15 protein-coding genes and 1 riboswitch are annotated in these 16,482 nt (G+C 38.1%); of the genes, 7 read left to right on the top strand and 8 right to left on the bottom strand.

The genetic code is table 11. The features are described from left to right. Positions 1-19 precede the first annotated feature (19 nt). Positions 20-877, top strand: a complete 858-nt coding sequence (locus A3Q34_RS14010; RefSeq protein WP_070375913.1) for a PA4780 family RIO1-like protein kinase — start codon at positions 20-22, stop codon at positions 875-877. 10 nt (positions 878-887) lie between these two features. Here the strand turns inward: A3Q34_RS14010 and A3Q34_RS14005 are convergent, their stop codons facing one another. The 3 genes from A3Q34_RS14005 to A3Q34_RS13995 form a co-directional block, all read right to left on the bottom strand. After that, positions 888-1,664, bottom strand: coding sequence for a pseudouridine synthase (locus A3Q34_RS14005; RefSeq protein ID WP_070375912.1), 777 nt, complete (start codon positions 1,662-1,664; stop codon positions 888-890). 88 nt (positions 1,665-1,752) lie between these two features. After that, the gene (locus tag A3Q34_RS14000) at positions 1,753-2,130 is read right to left on the bottom strand and encodes a hypothetical protein (RefSeq protein ID WP_070377181.1); all 378 of its coding nucleotides are present in this window, start codon (positions 2,128-2,130) and stop codon (positions 1,753-1,755) included. Positions 2,131-2,237: 107 nt separating this feature from the next. Next, positions 2,238-2,594 carry a hypothetical protein gene (locus A3Q34_RS13995; RefSeq protein ID WP_070375911.1) on the bottom strand — a complete coding sequence of 119 codons (357 nt, stop codon included), beginning with the start codon at positions 2,592-2,594 and terminating at the stop codon, positions 2,238-2,240. A gap of 365 nt (positions 2,595-2,959) precedes the next feature. On the opposite strand from A3Q34_RS13995, the gene A3Q34_RS13990 reads away from it, so the two are divergent. The 6 genes from A3Q34_RS13990 to A3Q34_RS13965 all read left to right on the top strand — a co-directional run bounded on the left by A3Q34_RS13990 (position 2,960) and on the right by A3Q34_RS13965 (position 11,055). Beyond that, positions 2,960-4,447 carry a sensor histidine kinase gene (locus A3Q34_RS13990; RefSeq protein WP_070375910.1) on the top strand — a complete coding sequence of 496 codons (1,488 nt, stop codon included), beginning with the start codon at positions 2,960-2,962 and terminating at the stop codon, positions 4,445-4,447. Continuing rightward, positions 4,447-5,034: a hypothetical protein gene (locus A3Q34_RS13985; protein ID WP_070375909.1), complete on the top strand. Its 588-nt coding sequence runs from the start codon at positions 4,447-4,449 to the stop codon at positions 5,032-5,034. Before A3Q34_RS13990 ends, A3Q34_RS13985 begins: the two co-directional genes overlap by 1 nt. 2 nt (positions 5,035-5,036) lie before the next feature. Next, positions 5,037-6,446 carry a sigma 54-interacting transcriptional regulator gene (locus A3Q34_RS13980; protein WP_269447154.1) on the top strand — a complete coding sequence of 470 codons (1,410 nt, stop codon included), beginning with the start codon at positions 5,037-5,039 and terminating at the stop codon, positions 6,444-6,446. A gap of 17 nt (positions 6,447-6,463) precedes the next feature. Next, a complete protein-coding gene (locus tag A3Q34_RS13975) occupies positions 6,464-6,910 on the top strand; it encodes a MarR family winged helix-turn-helix transcriptional regulator (protein ID WP_070375908.1) in 447 nt (148 codons plus the stop codon). A 395-nt stretch (positions 6,911-7,305) separates the two neighbouring features. Continuing rightward, a riboswitch (cobalamin riboswitch) is annotated at positions 7,306-7,476 on the top strand. A 30-nt stretch (positions 7,477-7,506) separates the two neighbouring features. Continuing rightward, complete coding sequence (locus A3Q34_RS13970) at positions 7,507-9,570, top strand: TonB-dependent receptor (RefSeq protein WP_083278029.1); 2,064 nt, start codon at positions 7,507-7,509, stop codon at positions 9,568-9,570. Next, positions 9,571-11,055, top strand: coding sequence for a cadherin repeat domain-containing protein (locus A3Q34_RS13965; RefSeq protein WP_070375907.1), 1,485 nt, complete (start codon positions 9,571-9,573; stop codon positions 11,053-11,055). A 527-nt stretch (positions 11,056-11,582) separates the two neighbouring features. On the opposite strand, the gene A3Q34_RS13960 is transcribed toward A3Q34_RS13965, so the two are convergent. Genes A3Q34_RS13960 through cobT form a run of 5 tightly spaced genes read right to left on the bottom strand, consistent with a single transcriptional unit; the run spans position 11,583 to position 16,478 of the window. Then, a complete protein-coding gene (locus tag A3Q34_RS13960) occupies positions 11,583-12,422 on the bottom strand; it encodes a cobalamin-binding protein (protein WP_070375906.1) in 840 nt (279 codons plus the stop codon). Positions 12,423-12,463: 41 nt separating this feature from the next. Beyond that, positions 12,464-13,960 (bottom strand): cobyric acid synthase, encoded by a 1,497-nt coding sequence (locus A3Q34_RS13955; protein ID WP_070375905.1) that lies wholly within the window; start codon positions 13,958-13,960, stop codon positions 12,464-12,466. Continuing rightward, positions 13,960-14,562, bottom strand: coding sequence for a bifunctional adenosylcobinamide kinase/adenosylcobinamide-phosphate guanylyltransferase (gene cobU, locus A3Q34_RS13950; protein WP_070375904.1), 603 nt, complete (start codon positions 14,560-14,562; stop codon positions 13,960-13,962). The genes A3Q34_RS13955 and cobU overlap by 1 nt, the downstream gene beginning before the upstream one ends. Next, entirely contained in the window at positions 14,559-15,395 is an 837-nt protein-coding gene (locus A3Q34_RS13945; protein WP_070375903.1) for an adenosylcobinamide-GDP ribazoletransferase, read from the bottom strand. Before A3Q34_RS13945 ends, cobU begins: the two co-directional genes overlap by 4 nt. After that, the gene (gene cobT, locus A3Q34_RS13940) at positions 15,396-16,478 is read right to left on the bottom strand and encodes a nicotinate-nucleotide--dimethylbenzimidazole phosphoribosyltransferase (protein WP_070375902.1); all 1,083 of its coding nucleotides are present in this window, start codon (positions 16,476-16,478) and stop codon (positions 15,396-15,398) included. Positions 16,479-16,482: the final 4 nt, after the last annotated feature.

Raw genomic sequence — 16,482 nt, 5'->3', positions numbered from 1 at the left:
AAGTCGATTTAATTAAATAATGAAAATACCTAAAAGACTACAACCCCTGGTTGACGATGGACTGGTTGACGAAGTAATCAGTCAATTAATGAGTGGCAAAGAAGCAACTGTATATATGGTACGTTGTGGCGATGATATTCGCTGCGCTAAAGTATATAAAGAAGCCAATAAACGCAGTTTCAAAAAAGCAGCTCAATACCAAGAAGGTCGAAAAAGCCGTAATAGCCGTCGTGCACGTGCGATGGAAAAAGGCTCAAAGTATGGCAGAAAACAACAAGAAGATGCTTGGCAGAATGCCGAAGTTGAAGCCCTTTATACGTTAGCTGCTGCTGGTGTACGAGTGCCTCAGCCATTTGGTTGTTTTGAAAGTGTGCTGTTAATGGAACTGATCACCGACGGTGAAGGCGATGTTGCACCGCGCTTAAATGACATAATATTGCCACGTGAACACGCCATTGAAGACCACCTGATCATGATGAATTATGTAAAGATTATGCTTTGCGAGGGTATCATTCATGGTGATTTATCAGAATTTAATGTCCTAGTTGACGAATACGGTCCTGTTATTATTGACTTACCACAGGCAGTAGATGCCTCAGCCAACAATAATGCCAAAAGCATGTTACTGCGCGATGTTGAAAATATTACTGATTATTATGCTCAATTTGCCCCAGAATTAGCAAAAAGTAAATATGCTCAAGAAATGTGGGCCTTATATGAGAAAGCAGAATTATCACCAGAAACCGAGTTAACGGGCCTATTTAAAGAAGACACAAAATCGGCTGATGTTGATACAATATTAGAAGAAATAAAAGCAGCATTTGCTGAAGAACAGGAACGATTAGAGCGTATTAGTGACGCTGATGAGTTAGATTAACCTATTATTATCAGTTAGTAACAGTCGTTGTAAAAATACCAAGGACTTCAACATCCGTTAAAAATCGACTTTGACCTACAGGTAGATTTTCATCCAAGAATAAGTTTCCGATGGCTTGTCGATGCAAGCCTATAACGGGATTACGAAACCGACCAAACATCCGCTTAATTTGGTGATAACGCCCTTCAATTAACTTAACTTCAGCAATATATTGATTAGTTTGTTGGCCTACAGTATTACTGATAATTGTTAATTTTGCTGGCTTAGTGGTGATATTTTCAAATTCAAAATACATCCCTTGTGCAAAAGCTGACTGATAGTCATCTGTTAACGGGTTTTGTAAAGTGACTTGATAGCACTTTTCTACTTTATGCTCTGGGGACATAAGTCGTTCAGACCAACGACTGTCGTTGGTCAGTAACAGTAACCCGGAAGTATTTAAATCGAGTCGACCAACAATATGTAAGTTGTCTTTTTCTTCGTTACCACTGTCGCTAAATAAGTTTTGCTCGACAAGTAGGTCTATGACCGTTTTGTGTTGTTTATCTATCGTTGCACTGACTACACCAATAGGTTTATTAAGCATTATATAGAGCGCACGATTATCTTGTAAAATGTGACCATCTAGAGTGATTTTTGAGAACTTATCAATTCGTTGGCCAATATCATCTGCAATAATAGTATCTACCGCTATACGCTTTTTCGCTAACATTAAGCGCACAGCTCTGCGACTAACGCTGCAATTTTCACTAATGAAACGGTCGAGACGAGCAGTACTTAATGACATAAATAGGCATTCATTTTATCTGGGGATTAGAATTATTGATATTTTAGCCGCTTTTGATTCAAAAAATAGCGCAAACCTGTAGATAAGATTAACGAACCAGTTTAAGTATTGTTGTCTGCTTAACCGCTTCAGCTTCAACTTTAATCGGTTTAATATCAACACGTTCAGCAATGAGTTTGTTATTTTTAAAGCGATCGAAATGAGCTTGTTTAACTTGCATTTGCTGACAAAATTTATGGAAAGCTGCGTAATCTTTTCGATTAAATTTTTCATTCTCTCGTGTTAACAAACCATCTATGTAGGCGTTATCTCCATTTACTGTTAAATTGGCGATCGCCGTGTAGGGTTTACCATATTCATCAACACGTATAGCTCGTACGGTTTTTATTTCAAAAATCCAATCATCAACTTGTACAAATCGAGGCATTGATTCTATAGGGACACCGTCAGTGGGTTTATTGCTCATAATAGTTTTCGACTGCGTATTAACTAATAAAAATTCCAACTGTTTATTATCTACAGTTGGAAATTAGGGACTATAATTCTAGAGAGATATGGCTTATTTTTCAACCATTAATTGTTAATTTTTACAGCCGCAAGGTAGGTTTTTAGCTCGCTAGCACTGATTTCAGCGTCGGCATTTTTATCGATGTCTTTAAAATGCTTAACTAATTTTTCATCTTTGCTCGCAATAACTTCTGCTTCATTAAGCAAACCATTTTTATTTTCATCGAACTGAGTCAGTATGGCCGGTGTACTTTTTGCTACATTGTCTACCGACAACATTTTAGTTGCCACAGGTTTAGTTGCTGCTTGTTCAGCAATAGGAATATCTAGGCTTGCAACTTTATCTCCTGCGTTGACAAAATACGAAGCTAAGGCACAAGTACCAACAAGTAGAGTCACTTTTGTTAAGCTAATAGAATTCATTTTAATTCCTTTATTTATAGAGTTCATCGGGTTATTTTAATGATTGTAATAATATCATTAACGACATTGCAGGAATCGAACCAAAAATATAAAGCACTGATTTAATTCAATTAATGATAAAACCAAAATAACTAAGCCGCCTAAAGTGTCGCCATTAAGCAACAGATAAAACAGCCCAAAAAAAAGTAAAAAAACAAAATCGTTAATAATTCAGAAAATAACCGATGTAAAACAGTGACTAACTTATAAAAGTCATAACAAAAAACATTCTAGTATCATCTAAAGTACTGTCTCAAATAAGCGACACGCTTGTTTTTTATCTTAATAAAACTAAAATACACTCCTGATTAATACTTGTGATATCTATGAAAAAACTTAGCTTGTCCGAACTTTTTGCAATAAATTTGTATTCGATTAGAAAACTAAGCATTTTAGGTTTTACTTTTGTTGCGTTTCCGCTAGTCATAGCGTTAATTTATAGCGCAAATCAAGTCACTGAGCTTTCTCAACAAAGTACATCGGCTATCTTTAATGTTGCTGAACTCGTTAAAACAAACCGTCAAATTAACTTTACCTTAGCTAAAATGGAACGCAGTGCTGGGCAATTTATCATTCTAAAAGATCAAGACTTATTGAGTGCTTATTTAAAAGACGAACAAGTTATCTTAAAAGCAATGGCAAGTAATAACCTCTTTAAAAGCAACCCAAGCTTACGCTTACTCAGCACAGAGTTTTCTCAAGCGATTGAGTACCTGCATAGCTACTTAACGCGGCACCCTCTAGAAGAATCGTCATTAACATCGTTACAAGAACAATTTACCCAACTAGTTTCGATACGAAAAACAATAGCCGAAGAAAGTAATAACTTACTCATTTTACAAGTAGAACAGGTTAAAGATTCTGCCAACGGTGTTAGACACGATATGCTAAAAAGCTTACTTATCATTCCCTTTACTTTACTTATCGCCGCAATTTTTATCTATTTAATCACTAAACCGCTCAAGCAGTTACTCAGTAAAATACATCATTTAGCATTAGGAGACTTTGAAAAAAAGGTCACTTTACATGGCTCACCTGAGATGACAGAAATTGCTGACGCCTTGGAAGTGATGCGTAAGCGCTTGCATGCTCTGGAATTACAAAAATCGAGTTTTATTCGTCATATTTCCCATGAACTAAAAACGCCACTTGCCGCCATTAGAGAGGGAACAGAATTACTGTACGATAACAGTGTTGGTGAGTTAAACGCTGAGCAGCAAGAAATATCTAACATTATCCGTAGCAGTGTTACCCGCTTGCAACGTTTAATTGAAGACTTACTTGACTTTAATATTGTGCTCGACTCAACCAGTTTGCAAGATACTGAAATTGTTGATTTATCATTGTTAGTTACTCAGGTATTACAGCAAAGAACTTTAGATATTAAGCAGAAAAACTTAACCATTGACTATAAAAGCCACGCAATACAACTCAAGGTCAATGCCAAACAATTAAGTGTTATTTTAGATAACCTCTTATCCAATGCGATAAAGTACTCGCACGACAATAATGTTATTAACATTAACTGTTCACTTGATAATAGTCTGTTGTCGATAACCGTTATTGACCAAGGTCACGGAATAGCCAGTAGCCAAAAAGAAAAAATATTTGATGCTTTTTATCAAGGAACACCGGCAAAGAATGCCAAAATAAAAGGTAGTGGTTTAGGTTTAACCATAGTAAAGGAGTTACTGATGCGCTTAAATGGCACCATTAATATAGCCAGTAACACAGGTAAAAATAGTGGCACTGCCATGACAATAACCTTGCCTAATGCTTTTCTAACAAAAAAAACGAGTGGAGTATCAGTGTAATGTTATGTTCATTTTATAGAATATTCACTGTTAGTTTTTTACTGTTATTACTGCCCGTATTAACGGGTTGTCAGTTACTAAATAGCGACAACAAAAGCCATCATATTAACAGTGCCCCCCTTGAGTATACAGAATATTATTTGTCTTTAGTCGAGTTAAACCAAGCACAAATTGCCGATAAAATACACCAACATCAATTAGTCTCGTTAGCCGAGAGCATGTTAATCAAACAAGATAAAAATAACAGTGATGAAACTATTGAATGGCAATTAAAATCAGCACTATTTTTTGCTCTACCTCATTCACCGGTTCACAATCCGTTCACCGCAAAAAGTAAATTAAATCAGCTGTCGCTTATTACCCTGAGTAAAAGCAATCTAAGCCAAAGCGACTTTGCCTTTTTTAGTATGTTAAAAACACAACTCAACCAACAGATATTACAACTGAATGAACTATCGCAAGAAAAAAAGGCGCGACAGCTCATTAAGCAAGCCTATCAAGATCAACAACAACAATTAGAAGTGTTAAAGCAGCAAATAAATCAGCTGAGAAAAATAGAACATAATATTAATGAGCATGGGCAGTAAAAATGATGGTTTCAACAAACAGCAAAAAATTCGATCAGCAAAAAAGTGAAAAAATACTACTTGTTGATGACGATCCCAGTTTATTAAGATTACTTGGTATCCGCTTATCTGCTGCGGGTTATCAAATAGAGTCAGCAAACAGTGCTAAAATGGCTTTAGGTATTTTAGAAACATTTCATCCGCAATTAGTGATCAGCGATTTACGTATGGAAGGTATGGACGGTATGGCATTATTTGAAAAAATCCGTCAGCAACAGCCTAATTTGCCCGTCATCATTATGACCGCACACGGCACGATACCCGATGCTATTAGTGCGACTAAGCAAGGCGTATTTAGTTTTTTAACCAAACCTTTTGAAAGCCAAGAATTACTCTCTACTGTGCAAGAAGCCATTCGCTTACAACCACAAAGTAGCGCTCATAATACCGACAAAAAAGCCGATATTTGGCGCAAGAAAATAATTAGCCGAAGTGCCGTTATGTCTTCGTTGTTACAGCAAACTTATCAAGTTGCCCAAAGTGACTTTAGTTTATTGATTCATAGTCCCAGTGGTACAGGTAAAGAACTCCTGGCAAAAGCCGTGCATTTAGCAAGTAAGCGTCATGATAAAAAATTTACGGCGATTAATTGTGCGGCAATACCTGAACAATTACTCGAGTCAGAGTTATTTGGACACTGTAAAGGTGCTTTTACTGGCGCAGATAAAAATCATCAAGGGCTTTTCCAATCAACCCATGGTGGTACCTTATTTCTTGATGAAGTCGGCGACATGCCGATGAGCTTTCAAGTTAAATTATTACGCGCCTTACAAGAAAAAGAGGTGCGCCCAGTCGGCAGTGCCCAGTCAGTAAAAGTCGATGTCCGTATTATTGCCGCTACCCATAAAAACTTACAACAAGCCATCATAGATAAAAGCTTTCGTGAAGATCTTTACTACCGCTTAAATGTTGTGGAACTCACTTTACCAGCCCTGTCTGAACGACGTGAAGATATTCCTTTGCTTGCCCAGCACTTTTTAACAGTCGCGATTAAAAGTACCAGTCATAAAATAAACGGCTTTAGCCAAGCCGCGATGGAGATTTTAATTAGGGCTGAATGGCCCGGTAATATTAGACAATTACAAAATGTTGTTGAGCAATGCGTCGCTTTATCTACCGAGCCATTAATTAGTGAGAGTTTAATTAATAATGCTTTACGTAATGAAAGTGCACAGCTGCCTTCTTTTCAAGAAGCGAGAGAGCAATTCGAGCGTGACTACTTAGCAAAATTACTAAAAACCACCGAAGGTAATGTTTCACAAGCCGCAAAAATAGCGCAGCGAAACCGAACAGAATTCTATAAACTATTGAAAAAGCATCACTTAAATGCCGAATCATTTAGACTAGACAACAACATGATTTCACAAGCATAGCCGAGCATAACTAAACGATGAAAAGCTTACACTTAACCAACTTTTTTCCTTATCAGCTGACGCAACTGCAAGTAAAAGTGAGTGATAACATTGCTGACATTTACACAGGAAGATTTGAGCTTTCTCGTCAAGAATGGCGAGTGCTAGCCAGCTTAGGTAACGGAGAGTTATTATCCGCAAAGCAGATAGGTGAACAAACTAACTTAGAAAAAATGCCGGCGAGCCGCGCAATAACAAGGATGCAAGCTCAGGGATTATTGGTTAAAAACACAGATAAATCCGATAAACGCTCTTCGCTATTAAAACTAACCACGCAAGGTTTGGCTATATATCAACAGTTAATACCTATGGTGCTAGCTCGTGAGCAAGAACTATTATCGGTATTAAGTGCTGAAGAAAAAAATCAGCTAGCTAATATTATTGAAAAATTAACTTTAAAATCAGTGGATATAGCGAATCAATAACAATGACAATTGTCGCTGATAATGACTGACCAAACTCACCATTAAACAGCCTAGGTGAAATTGGCAGACAATAAATACCTACCGTAGAGCTTAGGTTTTATCGGCTGTTATTGAACGATTCATTATTAATTAAAAAGAAGAAATTGCCGTCACTAAAGTGTCAGTAACTTCAAAAAATGCCTCACCAGATCATCGTTAATACCATCAGATAAAATAGTCTGGCAACAAAGTTTTTCTGATAATACGACATGTTTTACCTCTGAACTCAAAGGGCTGAGTCAAAATAAAGAGTAAATGACGTTGCGTTAAACCCGTCAAACGATTAAAGCTAACTAGCCATGAACTATAGATTTAATACTCTAACTGTTGACAAGCTATATTAATAGTCTCAAAATAACGACCATAATTGATTAGGTGCTCAATATTTATACTTTAACAAGGTATGAATTAGAGATAATCGGGAAGTTAGTACATGCTATGCATAATTCTAACGCTGCCCCCGCAACGGTAATACTTTACGCTATGTAAAGTTAAGCCCGGAGACCGGCCTAAATGATATCGAATGACTTGCAGTGCGGTGGGCGCTACGGAATTTAATGACATTAGCAATAGCTAGTTGTCATGATCCTTCCGTACCTCCCTCAAAATTTTTTGAGGTTATTATTTTTTCTTATTTACGAAATATCTTTGTTCTTTTACTCATAGCGATGCCTGTATTTGCGCAAGTAGGAGACGTGTCAACTGACGATATAGAAGTCATTGAAGTTGTTAATGATCAGTCATTTAATACACCTAATTATCAAGTATTACATCGCGAAAGCTTTATATACTCATCGCAAACGCTTGCCGATATTTTACAGTCGATAAATGGCATTCAAATTCGCCAAATAAGTGGAATTGGTAATCCTGTCTCTGTTTCAATTAGAGGGTCGAGTAGTAAGCAGGTCCAACTTTATATTGATGGTCAACTTATTAACGATAGCCAATTTGGTGGTTTTGATTTAAACCAGATACCCACAGAACAAATTGAAAGTATTGAAATCAGTAAAAATCAAGCGATTGGTACCGGCGCTACCCCTATAGGTGGTGTTATTCGCATTAACACTTACAACCCCACTGAAGACTCCAGTAAATTAACCTTGGCCACGGGCTCATTTGGCTATCAAGAAGTTAATGCGCTTTATAATAAAGCATTTAAAACTCACAGTCTGTCTTTTGGTGGTCATTATATTAACAGTGACAACGATTACGATTTTATCGTTCCTGCGGGCTTTAGTAGTAGTGATACGTCTGACAGACAAGCATTAAGAAATAATGAGTTTACAAAGAAGTCTTTTTTTATAAACGACATATTCCAATTTAATCAACATCAGATCAGGGTCAATGTACAATATAACGATCAAGAAAAAGCCCTGCCTAATTACCAAAACAACTCCCCTGAAAACAATTCGACGTTAAACTCTGACAACTTACGCTATAGCTATCAACATCAATGGTTAAGCAAATCCCCTTGGCTAAATTCAATTGAATTTGAAGCCTACGCTGAAAATAAAGATGAGCGTTATATTTCAAGTCCCGACTCGATAAAACTTGATATCAATGATTATGAAACAACAAAAAAACATATCGGCTTTAAACCTTACCTTACATGGAACGAGTTTAATCTAATGCCATTTGTCAGTTTTAATAAACAAAATTTCAGCTCTGTTAGCGAACACAACGGAAAACCAACACAATGTAATGGTATAGCGTCATGTGATATTTCAGCAAAACAAGAACAACTCAACATAGGCTCTCGCATTGAGTGGCAACCCGAGTCACTCCCCATAGAAGTGTATGCATTGTTGAGTAACCTACAAGAGAAAAATTCAAACATAGCGATTAATCAATCCAGTGCAGCTAAGTTTGTAGCCAATGATAATTATCAAACAACTGAAGTCGGGTTAAGCTTTAAGCAAGGTAATTTAAAAGTTACCAGTAACTTAAGTAATGGTGTGAGAACACCGACATTATACGAATTATTTGGTGATAGAGGCTCCTTTAAGGGTAATGATAATTTATTGCCAGAAGAAGCAAAAACACTCTCAATGGGTGGGCAGTACCTTTACAAAAGTCTGTCTATATCTTCATCTATTTACCAACAAAAATTAGAAAATTCAATTGTCGCCATTTTTAACTCAAGTAATGTCGGTAGCTATAGAAATGTCAGTAATGCAGACTTGTTAGGCATTGAAATTCAAACAAATTATCAATTATTAACACAATTATCTTTCGCACTACAAGCCAATATTATAGACAGTGAAACCACATCAAAATTTGTCGCATTTAATAAGAAGAAACTACCTGGTATATATCATCAACAGTACAGCGTAGCGTTGAAATACAAGGTAAATTCCGCATGGAATATGTCATTTAAAGTAAGTAAAGATAAAGACTTGTACTTCAATCTCATTAACAGAATTCAAAATAATAACGGTCATGTAGGTAATGGTAATCCAGCCAACCGCACCGTATCAGATTTTTCAGTCAACTGGAAAAAAGGCAAACATAGAATATCTTTTGCCGCCAATAATTTATTTAACGATAAATACCAAGATCTTGCGAATAGAACATCGCAGGGTCGCAGCTTAAAAATAAAATACACAATTAAGGGATTTTAAATGTTAACTAGCTTTAAAAAACACATATTACCATTAAGTTTAGTACTGAGCACTGTTGCTCTTGCAGGCTGTGGCGGAAGTTCAAAAAGTAATGTCGCACCAATAGTTACCGGCGCAAGTAGCCCAACGATAGAAGAAAACACAACATCAGTTGGCACCTATAATGCTACTGATGCCGATGGAGACGCTATCGTACTTTCACTTACGGGTAATTCAAGTGATTTATTTAGCATCACACAAAGTGGTGAATTAAGCTTTATAGATGCTCCTGATTTTGACAGCGGTGAAGTCGGTCCTTTCGCTGTCACAATTGTTGCAACGGATGACAGTAAAAAGAACTTAACCGGTGAATTGGCTATTCAAGTGAGTGTCGGTGATGTGAAAGACACACCATCATTCGCGGTTGTTCAAACAGTTGCACCTGATTTTTCAGGCTCTGAAGTTGTGACCTTAGACCCAATTACAGAGCAAGTCACCAAAGGCTATTATATTAAAGATGCCTCTGACTATACTGTTCGTAGCTACAATAAAGACGTTTTTCACATTGGCCGTTATAACATTGATTCTATTTCAAAATATAATGCTGATGCCCTTGATACAGAAGTTTGGTCATATACAACCCAAGATACCGGCGATTCAAATACTCGTAATCCCTATGACTTAGTGTCGGTCAATGAAAGCAAAGCTTATCTTTTACGTTACGGTTCAGACAAAGTTTGGATTGTTAATCCTCAGGCAACACAATTTGAAGATTTCAAATTAGGTCAATTAGATCTATCTAGCTACATCGCTGATAACAATAGTAATGGCACACCAAACCCTGCCTCTGCGACAATTGCTGACGGTAAACTGTTTATTGCTATGCAACGTTTATCAGACTCTTTTTCACCAAACACAGCTTATGTAGCCGTTTTTGATACAGCGACAGACCAAGAGATTGAAACAAATGCTGATGAAAATGATAATCTTAAAGGTATTCCGCTTCAAGGCTTAAACCCACTGGGTCATAGTATAGTGAGTCAAGGCGATACGGTATATGTTACAACACGTAACTCATATAGCAGTACTGACTTAACCTCTAGTCGCATCGAAGCGATAGCGACAAGTGATTATAACTTGAGCAGTGTTTTGTCTGCTGCAGATATTGAAAATAATACCGGTGCTTTTATTGGTTCAAGCGTCGTTGTATCCGAAACAAAAGGCTATTTTGTTGCCAGTGAAACATTTTTTACGCCAAGTTATTATGAGCTTTCAACGGTTTATATCTTCAATCCAACAACGGGTGTTATTGCTAATGAAAAGGTAGCGGCTACGGGTACTGAACAAATTAGCTATATTGCTTTAGATGCTGCAAACTTTCTTTGGCTTAGCGTAAGCAATCCAGAGAAGCCAGGCGTTGATGTTATAAATACTGAAACTAACCTTAAAGCATTTCCAAGACTTGCAACAGAATTAAACCCATCTGCCATTGCCTTTATTGAATAAGATTCGCTTAAAGGTAAGACATTAAGAAGTAATTTGATTTAGGGCACATATTTATGTGCCCTTTTTTATTTTTACTCAGTGCTATATTAAGTGTTAGTTAACGCACAATATTAACGGGTTTAATTGCATTCACCCGTATGACTACGAGAACGACCTTATTTAACGTTATATCAAGTGTCTCTTGCTGTTAACCGGCCAATAACTTGTTGAATCTTATATCATAGCAATTACGTCTGCAGAACTAATGCAGTAGCTAAACTCAGCAGGTATTTTTTGTTATATCACTTTGCTATTTAAGATGAATAACCTGCGGTGATATGACTCGTAGCTCGATGTAATATGAGAAGTCTAATTCATCAAGACTTTATCGTGTAATGACAACATATTAGACTTAAATTAAGCTCAATAAAAAGCATTACTTCCCGTGGTAATTACCATTGCTGGGGCTGCGCAAAATTATCATCGGCTTAGCCTTTAATTTACTGAGATGATAGATAAATCATCAATCAGCTCAGTAAATTGAACCGCTATCTTTGCTGATCAATTTTTTCACACATATCTGCAACACCACTTAACATTCGGGTACTGAATCTATGTAATAAATCTGCATCAACGTGAATAAACTTATTGTTTTTCACCGCGGGTATTTCTGGCCATTTTTGCCAGTCAATAATGGGTTGTGGTTTATCGGAGTTTTCATCCGGTAAAATCATTAAGTGCGGCTGGGCAACAATAACGTTTTCCGTGCTTATCTTTGGATAAGGCGTCGGGTTATCCTTAAAAACGTTCACTCCCTGGCACACTTCAATTAACTGATTTATCCAAGTTGTGCCATTAATGGTCATCATTGGCTCTGACCACAGTTGATAAAAAACAGGGATGGCTTGCTTAGTTTTATTATCGAGCCGTAATTTTTTTAAACGTTGTTCATAAGCTAACGCGACACTTTCTGCTTGCTGTTGATGTCCGGTTAAACCGCCAAAATAACGTAATTCAGTGGCAACATCCGCAATATCTACTGGATTACTAAAAACAATTTTTAGTCCTAAGCGTTTCATTTTATCAATGTCACTTTGCGAGTTGCCTGACTTCCAAACAATAACTAAATCAGGATTCAATGCCAATAATTTTTCTATTTGCATGCCGTGATAGCTGCCAACACGCGGAATATCTAGCGCCGCTTTAGGATAATCGGAATAGGCAACCGCACCGACTATTTTATCGCCAGCACCAATATCAAATAACATTTCAACAATATGTGGCGCTAAGGCAACGATGCGCTTTGCCGATTGCTCAGCAAAACTTTTACTGGGTATGACTATCAGCAATAAGCTTATTACGGCGAAGGATATAAATCTTTTTGTCATTTTATTAAGCCTTTTACTTTTTAAGAGGCGCTTTTCAAGCACTAGGGTGTGGTCGTTTTGCTGTTGTTAATAATATCTTCAATCGCTGATATTTTTAGGTATTGCTGGCAAACATTAGCCAAACGTTCAAGCTGTTGCTCTCGGTGTTCATCAAGATTAATCGTCCGCTGGATGTCATTGTTACTGTCTAACCAGTCAACTAATAATTGTGTCGCAGCCCCTTCATCAAAAATACCATGTAGGTAAGTACCCGCTATTTGATTATCATTTGAAACACAACCATCGCTGGTCTGATTGTCACTTTTATTGAACAACAGAGGCACAGGCGTTTTATTATCAATAGCCGTCATGGTAGAAACACCACAATGAATTTCATAACCTTTGACCTGACAACTTTTACTGCCCAAGGTCATAGTGGCAGAGACTTGTGCTAATTTTTTTTCTGCGGTTAATTCAGTGGTAAGTTCGAGTAAACCTAAGCCGGTTATCGCCTCAATCCTTGACTCAATACCTTCAGGATCGCTGATAGTTTGCCCAAGCATTTGATAGCCACCGCAAATACCAAACACTTTACCGCCGTAGCGCAAATGACGTTCTATATCGCTTTGCCAATCTTGTTCTTTAAGAAATTGCAGATCAAAAATAACATTTTTACTGCCGGGTAAAATCACTAAGTCACAATTGTTTATCCGCTCGCCCATTTTAACATAGCGTAAATTTATTTCCGGGTTCAAGCGTAACGTATCAAAGTCGGTATGGTTACTTATGTGCGGTAATAACGGTACAACAATATTTATTTTGGCTTGTTCAACCTTGTTTTCAATCGCAACGGCATCTTCAGCGTCAAGTGCTAAGTCGTGTAAATAAGGTAATACCCCTAATACTGGCTTACCCGTTTTCTCTTCTAACCAATCAAGTCCAGACGTTAATAAGTTAATGTCTCCACGAAAGCGATTAATTATAAAACCTTTCACGCGGTTTTGCTCTGAAGGTGATAATAGCTCGAGTGTCCCCACTAAGTGAGCAAAAACACCACCCCGATCGATATCAGCAACGAGGATCACTGGACAATCAACGGCTTCGGCATAGCCCATATTAGCAATATCATTAGCGCGTAAATTTATCTCTGCGGGGCTACCTGCCCCTTCAACCATTAGCAGCTGAAACTCTTTCGCTAAACGGTGATGTGATTCAAGAACAGCATCCATCGCTACTTTTTTATAGTCGTGGTAGCTGGTCGCCTCCATATTTGATATGGCTCGACCATGAACAATCACTTGTGCCCCCGTATCGCTATTAGGTTTAAGTAATATCGGATTAAAATCAACACGTGGTGCAATCTTTGCGGCAATCGCTTGCAGTGCTTGCGCCCGACCAATTTCACCACCATCACTAGTAACAGCACTATTTAAAGCCATGTTTTGTGGCTTAAACGGTGCAACTTTATAACCTAAATTTACAAATACTCGGCATAAACCAGCCACCAAGGTACTCTTTCCAGCGTCAGAGGTGGTGCCCTGCACCATTAATGTTTTCATTAGTTTTGTTGTTCCGATATTTGACTAATCAACGCGTCACTTTTTAATGTCAGTGGTAATCCAGCAATGACAAAATCGACTTGCTTAGCTAATGTCGCCAGTTCTTGATGCAGCCAACCCGCTTGGTCGACAAATTGTCGCGACAGCTCACCCATAGGCACAATGCCATGCCCAACCTCATTACTAACAAAAATAAGTTTTTTTGATTGATAAGTGCTGGTATCACTAATAAAAAGCGTTATAAATTCGATAAACAGTGACTTTTGTTGGCGATAAAACTCGCTATCTTGATGGCACAAACAATTACTGAGCCACAGTGTTAAGCAATCAACCAGCACACAATCACTGCTTTGTAATGCTTGTTGAAGTGCCTCAGCTAAATACAAAGGCGACTCAAGCAGTTGCCAATGTTGAGGACGCTCGTCTTGGTGCTGTAAAATACGTGCGCTCATTTCTTCATCATGGGCTTGCGCCGTAGCGAGATAACATATCGTTAGCCCGGCTAACTCCGCCTGTTTGGCAATACTTTCGGCGAGGCTCGACTTACCTGAGCGTGCGCCGCCTAAAATTAAATGAAGTGTATTAGCATCACTAATTTTCATAGGCCGGCCTCCGTCAAAAATGTTGTTGCAGGAGACGCCAAGACCAGTAAAATAATATAAACCGCCACTTCTAAAATTTGTTGCGCCGCTCCTAAACAATCACCAGTAAAACCGCCTAATTGACGATTAAACCAAAATATTAATAAAAGACGCATTACCCATAAGCCCCCTATTAGTGCTAAACAATGCAATGCTGGTAATAAGCTAAATATCACCAACGCTGCGGTGATTAATAAGATTAACAAGCCTTTTAGAGATAAATGCTGCGCTAAAGGTTTAACTTTTGATTGTGCATCTTCGCTAACATAAGCCATGCTAAAGATTAAACTGGTACTGACGGCCCGGCTTAAGGTATGCGCTATAATCAATGCCACAGAAAGTGCTAATAAAGGATTGCTGCTATGGCTACTTAATAACACTAAACTCTGATATTTGATCATTAAAATGAAAAACAAGCTGGCTGCGCCATAAGTCCCTAAACGGCTATCTTTCATAATGTTTAGCTTTTGTTCAACGGTCCAACCACCACCGAAGCCATCCCAAACATCAGCCCAACCATCTTCGTGAAAAGCGCCGGTAAGCAATAAGCTCACCGCCATAGAAATGAGTACCGCTAAAGAAATGGGTAAAAAGCTCGCCAACAATACTAAAATAGAGGCGGTGATCACACCAATAAATAAACCAATTAAGGCAAAATATCGGCTCGCTTGATGGAGCATTTCAGGTTTTACCACCTCAGGTAAACGCACCGGTATACGAGTAAAAAAACTTAAAGCAAGTAACAACAAATAGTATTGTTGTTGGCATTGTTGCCAGCGTGTTTGCTTAGTCATTTAATCTTCAGCTTTGTTAGTGTTAGCACCCGTAACATCAGTCACTTGCGCCTGAGTAAAGCTTGCCATATCATTATAAAAAGCCGCAGCTGCCTGAATTAATGGCAGTGCTAATGCAGCGCCTGTGCCTTCCCCTAAGCGTAAGCATAAATTTAATAACGGCTTAACCTGCAAATGGCTAAGCATCTTTTGATGACCTTGCTCACCCGAGCAATGAGCAAAAATCATATAATCTTTAACGTTTTTATTAATGCTGATAGCGAGCATAGCGGCGGCAGTACAAATAAAACCGTCAACAACAACAAGCATTTCTTGTTCGGCCGCTGCTAACATAGCGGCGGTAATTTGTACGATTTCAAAACCGCCTAAAGACGCTAAAATTTCTTTAGGGCTGTTTAGATTTCCTTGATGAAGCACTAATGCTTGCTCAATGACCTGTTGTTTTATTTTTACTATTTCATCACTAACGCCAGTACCTCGACCAACACATTCACTGGCTGGAATCCCCATAACAGCCGCCATAATAGCTGCGGCAGAAGTGGTGTTACCAATTCCCATTTCACCAAAAGCAATTAAGTTACAGCCTTTTTCATGAACTGATTTAACCAAAGCAGTCGCTTTTTCAAAACCGAGTTCAACTTGCGCTAGACTCATCGCTGGTGCGATATTTAATGGTGCGGTGATATTGCCTAAACGTTGATTGATAACGCCTGAGCAATTATCAATTGGCGATAAAATACCCGCATCTACCACACTTAACTGCCAACCAAGCTGCTTACAAAAGACATTAATCGCCGCGCCACCGCTGGCAAAATTAGCCACCATTTGTGAGGTCACTTCACTCGGTGCAATAGAAACACCTTGCGCTGCGACACCGTGATCACCGGCAAATATGAATAAACTAGGATGTTTAATACTCAATGATTGTTGGTCAGTATTTACTATTGATAACTGCACAGCGGCAATAATTTTAGCGGTATCTTCTAGTTGGCCTAATGCGCCGAGTGGTTTAGTTTTTCCATCGATAGTCGACTGGATCTGTTGATTAAACACATCAGTTACTTTTTTAATAGCAAAGTTCATCAAT

Origin of the sequence: Colwellia sp. PAMC 20917, from assembly GCF_001767295.1 — a bacterium.
GTDB lineage: Bacteria > Pseudomonadota > Gammaproteobacteria > Enterobacterales > Alteromonadaceae > Colwellia_A.
The sequence above is the reverse complement of the archived record's forward strand: the minus strand, read 5'-3'. Positions and strand labels throughout refer to the sequence as shown.

What these genes read in the sequence shown, in the direction of transcription:
- A3Q34_RS14010 (WP_070375913.1), top strand. Translation starts at nt 20, where the DNA reads ATGAAAATACCTAAAAGACTACAACCCCTGGTTGACGATGGACTGGTT.
- A3Q34_RS14005 (WP_070375912.1), bottom strand. Translation starts at nt 1,664, where the DNA reads ATGTCATTAAGTACTGCTCGTCTCGACCGTTTCATTAGTGAAAATTGC.
- A3Q34_RS14000 (WP_070377181.1), bottom strand. Translation starts at nt 2,130, where the DNA reads ATGAGCAATAAACCCACTGACGGTGTCCCTATAGAATCAATGCCTCGA.
- A3Q34_RS13995 (WP_070375911.1), bottom strand. Translation starts at nt 2,594, where the DNA reads ATGAATTCTATTAGCTTAACAAAAGTGACTCTACTTGTTGGTACTTGT.
- A3Q34_RS13990 (WP_070375910.1), top strand. Translation starts at nt 2,960, where the DNA reads ATGAAAAAACTTAGCTTGTCCGAACTTTTTGCAATAAATTTGTATTCG.
- A3Q34_RS13985 (WP_070375909.1), top strand. Translation starts at nt 4,447, where the DNA reads ATGTTATGTTCATTTTATAGAATATTCACTGTTAGTTTTTTACTGTTA.
- A3Q34_RS13980 (WP_269447154.1), top strand. Translation starts at nt 5,037, where the DNA reads ATGATGGTTTCAACAAACAGCAAAAAATTCGATCAGCAAAAAAGTGAA.
- A3Q34_RS13975 (WP_070375908.1), top strand. Translation starts at nt 6,464, where the DNA reads ATGAAAAGCTTACACTTAACCAACTTTTTTCCTTATCAGCTGACGCAA.
- A3Q34_RS13970 (WP_083278029.1), top strand. Translation starts at nt 7,507, where the DNA reads ATGACATTAGCAATAGCTAGTTGTCATGATCCTTCCGTACCTCCCTCA.
- A3Q34_RS13965 (WP_070375907.1), top strand. Translation starts at nt 9,571, where the DNA reads ATGTTAACTAGCTTTAAAAAACACATATTACCATTAAGTTTAGTACTG.
- A3Q34_RS13960 (WP_070375906.1), bottom strand. Translation starts at nt 12,422, where the DNA reads ATGACAAAAAGATTTATATCCTTCGCCGTAATAAGCTTATTGCTGATA.
- A3Q34_RS13955 (WP_070375905.1), bottom strand. Translation starts at nt 13,960, where the DNA reads ATGAAAACATTAATGGTGCAGGGCACCACCTCTGACGCTGGAAAGAGT.
- cobU (WP_070375904.1), bottom strand. Translation starts at nt 14,562, where the DNA reads ATGAAAATTAGTGATGCTAATACACTTCATTTAATTTTAGGCGGCGCA.
- A3Q34_RS13945 (WP_070375903.1), bottom strand. Translation starts at nt 15,395, where the DNA reads ATGACTAAGCAAACACGCTGGCAACAATGCCAACAACAATACTATTTG.
- cobT (WP_070375902.1), bottom strand. Translation starts at nt 16,478, where the DNA reads ATGAACTTTGCTATTAAAAAAGTAACTGATGTGTTTAATCAACAGATC.